At 69.2% G+C, this 8,104-nt stretch carries 7 protein-coding genes; 3 read left to right on the top strand and 4 right to left on the bottom strand.

The window, feature by feature from the left end; translation table 11 throughout:
- The first annotated feature begins 99 nt into the window (after nt 1-99).
- The 3 genes from IT182_02230 to IT182_02220 all read left to right on the top strand — a co-directional run bounded on the left by IT182_02230 (nt 100) and on the right by IT182_02220 (nt 3,639).
- Complete coding sequence (locus IT182_02230) at nt 100-1,218, top strand: aminotransferase class I/II-fold pyridoxal phosphate-dependent enzyme (GenBank protein ID MCC6162145.1); 1,119 nt, start codon at nt 100-102, stop codon at nt 1,216-1,218.
- A complete protein-coding gene (locus tag IT182_02225; GenBank protein ID MCC6162144.1) occupies nt 1,215-2,051 on the top strand; it encodes a hypothetical protein in 837 nt (278 codons plus the stop codon). The genes IT182_02230 and IT182_02225 overlap by 4 nt, the downstream gene beginning before the upstream one ends.
- 259 nt (nt 2,052-2,310) lie before the next feature.
- Nucleotides 2,311-3,639, top strand: a complete 1,329-nt coding sequence (locus tag IT182_02220) for a beta-lactamase family protein (protein ID MCC6162143.1) — start codon at nt 2,311-2,313, stop codon at nt 3,637-3,639.
- Between the two features lie 120 nt (nt 3,640-3,759).
- Here IT182_02220 and IT182_02215 read toward each other — a convergent pair whose 3' ends face one another.
- The 4 genes from IT182_02215 to IT182_02200 form a co-directional block, all read right to left on the bottom strand.
- Nucleotides 3,760-5,697 carry an alkaline phosphatase family protein gene (locus tag IT182_02215; protein MCC6162142.1) on the bottom strand — a complete coding sequence of 646 codons (1,938 nt, stop codon included), beginning with the start codon at nt 5,695-5,697 and terminating at the stop codon, nt 3,760-3,762.
- On the bottom strand, nt 5,687-5,968 hold the full coding sequence (locus tag IT182_02210) for a hypothetical protein (GenBank protein ID MCC6162141.1): 282 nt from the start codon (nt 5,966-5,968) through the stop codon (nt 5,687-5,689). Before IT182_02210 ends, IT182_02215 begins: the two co-directional genes overlap by 11 nt.
- A gap of 132 nt (nt 5,969-6,100) precedes the next feature.
- Nucleotides 6,101-7,492 (bottom strand): BamA/TamA family outer membrane protein, encoded by a 1,392-nt coding sequence (locus IT182_02205; protein ID MCC6162140.1) that lies wholly within the window; start codon nt 7,490-7,492, stop codon nt 6,101-6,103.
- Nucleotides 7,489-8,104, bottom strand: a 616-nt coding sequence (locus IT182_02200; protein MCC6162139.1) for a hypothetical protein, incomplete at its 5' end; no start/stop codon positions are given. The genes IT182_02200 and IT182_02205, both read right to left, overlap by 4 nt.

Below are 8,104 nucleotides of genomic sequence, written 5' to 3'. Positions count from 1 at the left end.
TCCCGGCATTCCCGGCATCGCGGCATTACATCCGCGTTCGTCATTCGGCATTCGGCATTGAACATCTGGCATTCAGCGTTCGGCATTGCGGAGGTCCCCATGTGGTCCAGACGACGGTTCATGCAATCGACGGCGGCAGGTGCGGCGGGGCTCGTCGTGGCGCGGGGACGGGAGGCTGGAGCGTGGAGCAGCGCGCAGGCGGCGGCGATGCCTGCCGATCTCGTGCGGCTCGACAGCAACGAGAACCCCATCGGGCCGTGCGCGGCGGCCGTTGACGCCATCACGTCGGCCACCCGGCTTGCGCGCGTCTATCCGTTCAGGTTCCCGCACGCGCTCGACGGCCTTGCCGCGCGGCACGACACGACGACGGAGCACATCCTGCCCGGGTGCGGATCGTCGGAGGTCCTGCTGAACGCCGTCATGGCGTTCACGGGCGAACGGCGGGCGCTCGTTGCACCGGTGCCGACGTTCGAGGAGCCTGCCCGACGCGCACGTGCGCTCGGACGGCCCGTCCACGAGGTGCCCGTGCGCGCCGACCTCCAGGTGGATCTCGACGGCCTGCTGCGGCACGTGGACACCGCGGGGCTGGTGTTCCTGTGCAACCCGAACAACCCGACGAGCGTCGCGCTGCCGCTCGACGACATCCGCGCGTTCGTGGCCGCGGCGCTGCGGCGCTCGCCGGACGTGGTCATCCTGCTGGACGAGGCGTACATCGAGTACGCCGACGGGCACGGCGTGGAGACGGCGGTCCCGTTCGCGCTGTCGACGCCGCGCGTGATCGTCAGCCGCACGTTCTCGAAGATGTACGGGATGGCCGGCCTTCGCGTGGGCTACGCGATCGCCCAGCCGCCGCTGCTGTCGCGTCTGGCCGACTTCGGCGTGCCGATGAGCGTCGGGACGATCGGCCTTCACGCCGCGCAGGCCGCACTCGCCGACGCTGGCTTCGAGGCGCGCGAACGCGCGCGCAACGCGGAAGTCAGGGCTTACACGGTGAAGCGGCTCGAGAGCGCCGGCGCGAGAGTACCGGTGTCGCACGCCAACTTCCTGATGGCCGACGTCGGGCGCGACACCGTTGGCTTCGCGAAGGCCTGCCTCGCGAAGGGCATCGCCGTCGGCCGCCCGTTCCCGCCCCTGACGTCGTATTCCCGCATCTCGATCGGCACGATGGAGGAGATGCAACGCGCCTGTGACGTCTTCACCTCCGTCCTCCGCGCGTGACAACGGTGGCAGTGCGACGGGTCGGTCGGCTTCGATGGTGGATCGCGCTCGCGCTCGTGTTCGCACCTGTCGCAAGCGCGGCGCAGACCTTGCCTGTGCGCCAAGCGTGGCCTGTCGTCCGTCGCTACGCGGCGCCGGAGGCGCGGCAGGCGGTGGCCGTCGATGCCACGCACTTCTACGCGATCACCAACAGGCGTATCGGCAAGTACGAGAAGGCCACGGGGCGCAAGGTGGCCGAGTGGCAGGATGCCGATGATGGCGGCATCATCCATCTGAACAGCGGCGTCGTGATCGACGGCGCGCTCTACTGCGCGCACTCGAACTATCCCGGCGTACCCATGGTGAGTTCGATCGAGGTGTGGGACGCGGCGACACTGCGTCACGTGCGCAGCATTCCTGTCGGGACCGGACGCGGGTCAGCGACATGGATCGACAGCCGCGGCGATGCGTGGTGGGTGATGTACGCGCACTATCCGCCACCGAACGGCGAGCCGGGCAAGGGGCCCGAGTACTCCGTGCTCGTGCGCTACGACGAGAACTGGCGGGAGACCGGCGCGTGGGCGTTCCCGAAGGCCGTCATTGCACGATGGGACGGCATGAGCAGCTCCGGCGGTGTGTGGGCGTCCGACGGCCGGCTCATCACGTCGGGCCACCATGCACCCGAACTGCACATCCTGCGGCTGCCGTCCGCCGGCGCGACGCTCGTGCTCGACGCGATCGTCCCTGTCGAGAGCGAAGGGCAGGGCATCGCCCTCGACCCGTCTGACCCGACGGCGTTCTGGTCGATCCAGCGGAAGACGGGAGAAGTCCTCGTCTCCCGGATGATTCGGTGACGCGCAGAGGTCGGCGGGGCGCGGGTCCTGTCGCCGGACAGCCCCACCCGTCCTCGGCGCGAACAGCCCTTGTACGGGAGACGCGCCTGCGCGCGGGCGGGGCGACCCCGTCCGGCGCCACCCGCGAGCCAGGACTGGAGTGAACGGGTTGCAACCCGTTCGTCACCAAACACGTTCGTCACACACTCCTCAGTCCCTGGCACACATCGATGCCGATGCGGCGTACCATGCGCACATGTCACACGGAGGGAATCGGATGATGCGGAAGTTCGTTGTCGCAGCTGTCGTCTGGGCGTCGGCTGCCGGTGCGTTCGCGCAGGGATTGTCAGCGGGTGCGCCAGACACCGCCGGGATGGCTCCCGATCGCGTGGCGCGCATCACGGCCACGATGAAAGACTACGTGGACCAGGGGCGCCTCGCCGGGACCGTAACGCTCGTCGCGAGGAACGGCAAGGTCGTCTACCACGAAGCCGCCGGCCGTCGCGACATCGAGCGCAACGTGGCGATGACGACGGACACGCTCTTCCGCATCGCGTCGATGAGCAAGGCGGTGACGAGCGTCGCCGTGATGATGCTCGTCGAGGAGGGGCGGGTTCACCTCGACGACCCCGTGTCGCGCTTCATCCCGTCGTTTGCCAAGACCACCGTCGTGGTCCCGGCGCCCTCGGGCACATCGCCCGGCGCGGCTGCCGCGATGGCCGGACGCGGGCCTGCCGTACGCCCCATCACGATCCGTCACCTGCTGACGCATACCGCCGGCATCTCCTACGGCAGCGGCAATCCGTTCGAAGCCGATTACAAGTCGGCCGGCGTCATCGGCTGGTATTTCGCCGACAAGAACGAGCCGATTGCCGCGACGATCGACCGCCTCGCGGGCCTGCCGATGGATTCGCAGCCCGGTGAGAAGTACGTGTACGGCTTCAACACGGACATCCTCGGCGTGGTCGTCGAGAAGGCGAGCGGCCAGTCGCTCGCGGACTTCATGCGCACCCGCATCTTCACGCCGCTGAAGATGACCAGCACGGCGTTCTACGTCGATCCCGCGCAGGCCGATCGCCTGGCCACGGTGTACTCGGTTTCGAAAGCCGGTGCGCCCATCGAGAAGGCACCTGCGCCGGGCACAGGTCAGGGCGACTACGTCACCGGTCCGCGCGCCTCGTTCTCCGGCGGCGCCGGCCTCGTCTCGACGGCCTCCGACTACGCGCGCTTCCTCCAGATGCTCCTCAATGGCGGCACGCTCGAGGGGACGCGACTCCTGAGCCCGAAGACAGTGGAGCTGATGACGTCGAACCACGTGGGCACGCTCTACCAGAACGGCAACTTCGGCTTCGGCCTTGGCTTCGAGATCACCGAACACGTCGGGCGATCGGGGCGTCCGGGATCTGTCGGCGAGTACGGATGGGGCGGCGCGTACCACACGAAGTTCTGGGTGGATCCCGTCGAGAAGCTGGTGGTGGTGTTCATGACGCAACTGCTGCCCGCCGCCGGCTCGGACGCGCACATGACGCTCCGTCAGCTCGTCTACTCCGCCATCGTCGACAAGCCGGACGCCGCCGTCGCGAAGACCGCCCTGCGGCCGGCGTCGTAGAAGCAACAGCACGTGTGCCAGGGGTTGAAACCCCTGGCCTCCATTTCAATACCGAACGTTGGACGCGCTACTCAACGCATCTGAGCTTTGGGATGGAGCGAACGGGCTTCAGCCCGTTCGTCATCGCGGGACCGTGCCGCGGGCGTCGCGGGGTGGGGCGATGCCGAGAAGATCGCTGACGAGCGGCGCGACGTCGATGGCACGCTGCAGCGGCCACGTGCCGCCCGACGCGATGCGCGGGCCTGCCGCGATCAGGATGCCGTGCATGTCCCTGCGCGTCGGGAAGAAGCCGTGCTCACCGGTGGGACGCGGCTTGATGCGGACCACCGGTCCCTCACCCATCGCCGTCGTCGCTTCGTAGCCCGGACGGAAGTCCACGCACGCGTCGTGGCCGTTCGGGCCGCCGAAGCCGAACCGCCCGCGATCCGCGTCGCTCACGTAGAACCCGGACACCACGGGCTCATGTCCCTGCGGCGGCCGAATCGCACGCACGGCGGCCTCCGCCCGACGCAGCACGGCGGCGCGTTTCGAACGCGGCACCGTCCCACCCGCCCAGTCAGGCGTGCGCACGACCAGGCAGTTGCGCGCGAACCACACCTGCGATCGATCCGGGTCGGCGGTCCCGTCTGCCCGCACCGCGACGAGCCCTGACTCGCGTAAGGCATTGTTGACGCGAACAGAGTGCGTGATCGGCGTCATCCCGTGATCGCTCGCAAAGACGATGTGATCGCCGGGTTCGATGAAGGAGACGTACGCGTCCACGGCACGGTCGACGAGTTGATAGCCCCACCGGCGGAACGCGTCGTACCTGGCATCCTGCCGCGCCTGTCCGAGCCACGCGTGGTCGATCTCGTCAGGCATGCTGACGTAGCCGACGAACACGCGCGGGCTCTCCGTCTCCCACAGATACGTGGCGTGACGGATGGTCTGGCGGATGCCGAGTTCCAGCGTCTCGAGGAACCGCCGTTCACGCGTGCCGTCGCCGCCCAGCCAGAATGGCCTCCCGCCGAGGCCCTGTCGATCCCACGCCTCGTGAGCGCCGTTGCCGATGAAGCCGCCCGCACGTTCCAGGAACGCGATGGTGTCCGATCGGCTGGCCTGCTCGCCTCGCGCGAGGACGAGCTCCTGCGCGCGCGACTGGAACAGGTCGAGCACCATGGGCTCCACGTCGAGATCGAACAGGCGGAAGTAGGTCATCGCCGGACCGTGGCCAGGGACGTCAACGAGCAAGCCGTCGCTGAAGTAGCGCGCCAGTTCGCGTCCGCGCGGGAGCGCGGTCTCCGTGGCCGCCTGTCGCACGATCACGCCGCGCGGCGATCCGGCCACGCGCACGCGCAGCGCCTTCGCACCGCCATCGTCGACGACTGCGGCATCGAAGGTGACGCTGCCGGATCGCCACGACAGGCACGTGGTTGCGGCACCGTCGAGCGGCGTACACGCGCGCGGCGAGGTGTCACCTGCGTCGAGCCATCGCGCCGGGGCGACGATGGGCGCCTGGTACCCGTGCAGGATGAAGGGAGGCGACGGCAGGTCGCTGCCAGAGGACGCGGGCGTCAGGGGGAACACCTGCGTGGCCTGTTGCGCCACTGTCTTCAGTCCCTGACGCGCGGACGCGACCCACAGCGGCTCGGCGCGGAGCCCTTCGGATCGATAGCCTGACACGCGACGCGAGACGGACGGCGGTGCCGGGAGCGCGATCGGCATGTCGTTGGACGTGATGCCGTTGACGTCGCCCCACGCGCCCGTCCAGAGCGCGGCGTGCGTGTTGGCCGTCGTGCTCGGCATGTGCGGCACGAGCCCCGCGGCCATCGTCCCCCGCGCGCGCACGGCGCGAAGCGCCACCAGTTCCTCGGCCACCGGATCGTCGAGGAACAGCTGTGTGCCCATGCCATCGAGGCTGATGAGGACCACGCGGCCGCTCTCCTCCTTCGCGGCGTAGGGGCCGGGCTTGCCCGGCCCGCCCTGTGACTGTGCGAGCGCGAGCGGGACGACGAGTGCAACGGTCGCCAGGCCCGTGGCGAGGCGAATCACCTGGCGCGCGCGCACGTCAGTCGCCAAGCAACACCGACACCATGGCCGCCCACTCATCGTCGAGCGGGAGTCGGGAGGGAGGCCTGCCGGCGCGCGCGTACCAGTACCGCGCGTTCGCGTCGTCGCCTTCCCGGCGATGCAGGTAGGCGTGTACCCACGCCGCGTCGTTCGAATGGAGGTCCTGCACGGTCACGTGCGCCCCACGCCAGTCGCCGCGCGCCTCCTGCCACAGCGCGACGAGTTCGTCGGTCAGCCCATCCGGGCGCTCCGCCATCGACCGCAGTTCAGCCGGTGTCATGGGGACGGATCCTAACGCGGCCGGGCACCGGGCACCGGAAAGGCAAGCGTCCAGCGAGCGGCGACCGCACGGGCCGGGCTTCCACATTCGCCCTCCGGTGCCCGGTGCCCGCCGCCCGGTGCCCGGTTGTTGTCAGAATGCGATGCCTGTGGACAGGTGGACGCGTGTGGAGAGGCCGCGAGCGCGGGCGACGGTGCACTGGATCCGGAAGACCGGGTTGACCAGGAAGACGCCGCCGCCGAGACCATCCACGCGGGTGGCGTCGCGCCAGGCGTGGCCGGCGTTCCAGATGGCGCCCGTGTCGTAGAACGCCAGCACGCCCATGCGCGTACTGCGCAGCGGCGACGACAGCGGAACGCGCGCTTCCAGCGTCGCCGACCACAGGTTGTCGCCGACGGCATATCCGGCGCGGATGCCGCGCAGTGTGTCGGCACCGCCGAAGATCGGCTGCGCGTACGCCGGCAGTGCGGCGCTGGACGTCTCGAGCTGCACCCGTCCCGCCAGCACGACCTGCCCGATCAGGCCGACGTAGCCGCGCACGTCGTGACGCCACAGCGACCGCCCTCCATTCGGCACGCCCGACTGCTCGGGGTGCGCGAACGAGACGCGACTCCACGACGTGCGCGCGTGAACGGCGTTGCGGGGGAAGAGCGGATCGGCGCGCGTGTCGATCTCGACGAACACGCCGCCGCGCGTCATGCGATCGTCGACGTCCCCGAACGACACCGCCGCCAACCCCGCCTCGACGCCGACGCCCAGTTCCGGCACCGGACGATAGCTGATTTCGCCATCCACGTGGCGACGGAGCTGGCCCTGCTCGAAGAACGGATGCTCCTGTCGCCAGATGCCGACCTTCCCCGCCACGCGCGTGATCCCGCGCGTGATCCGGCTGGCCGGGCACCGGACCGCTGGCACAGCGACACCGTCGTCCGCGGCATGTATGCTCCGCGCGTCAGGCGTCTCGCGCAGGCGTGGCGCGAACGTGTGCTCGGCCTCGACGGCGAGTTGCCGCGTGCCGCCCCACGACGCAGGTACCGACAGCCGCGTGGTGCTGTCGCGCCCGCCCACCACGGAGGTCCGCAACCCGTACGTCAGGCCATAACCATCCTGCACGTCGAGAATGGGGAGGAACATCGTCTGGGCCCAGACACGCCCGGCCTGGCCAGGCACGCGAGGCACGTCGACACCATCAAGTAAGCGGATACCAACGTGTTCCGAGACGATGATGATGAGGGCAATGCGGGTGGGATCGTCGATGGAGCGCTGACGCTGGCGGATCTCGACGCGCGAGAACCGTCCGCTCGCGTCGAGCCGCGCGCGCACCGCCTCCACTGTGTCTGCTTCGAGCGGCGACCCGACGACAATCTCCGCGATGCGCAGCACGTCGGCATCTGGCGTCGTGTGGTTGCCGTGGATGCGCACCTCGTCGATCGTGATCGACGCCTGCGCGGCGACCGCCGTGCCTGCCGCCGCGATGACGCACGCGGCGCACAACGTCGCCGCACGGAGGACTCGCGCGATCACTTGTCGGGCTCGTCCTTCACGCGGAAGCGCATCTGCACGTCTGCCTGCCTGTACTCGCTGAAGCGACGCGCGTACTCGGCCCTGAACGTCCCGTTGGCCAGCGTGACCGCACCATGCACCACAAGCGATTCGGGTAGCCAGATCCCTTCGAATGGCTGCCCCATCGTCATTGTCGCGATTGCGGTGTCGATGCGGGCGAGCGAACGGCCGGGCAGGAAGTCGAAGCCGACGTTGTCGAAGGTGTACTTGACGATCTGATCGACAGACGGATCGACCCAGAGCGTGACGAGCGAGACCTTCTCGAACGCGCGCTCGAAGCGGTCCTCGGTCTTCCCGCTCTTGCTGTTGCCGTTGCTGAACAGCCGGCGCGGATAGTACTCGATGCGCACGACCTCGCGGCCCGCCAGCGTCTCACGGCCGACGAAGTAGTAGTTGCCGGGTTCGAACCTGAAGCGGAGGAACTGCACCTCGGAAATGAAGCGCGGCTCGCCGCGCCGGATCGCGGCCTCGACGTCTTCCGTCGTTGTGGCACTCCCACTGGACGATGGCGGCGGTGCGGCGGCGCGCGCATCTTCCTCCGCTTCCCAGCGCGCCTCTTCTCTACGCCGTACG

It is taken from the genome of Acidobacteriota bacterium (assembly GCA_020845575.1).
Classification (GTDB): domain Bacteria; phylum Acidobacteriota; class Vicinamibacteria; order Vicinamibacterales; family Vicinamibacteraceae; genus Luteitalea.
The sequence above is the reverse complement of the archived record's forward strand: the minus strand, read 5'-3'. Positions and strand labels throughout refer to the sequence as shown.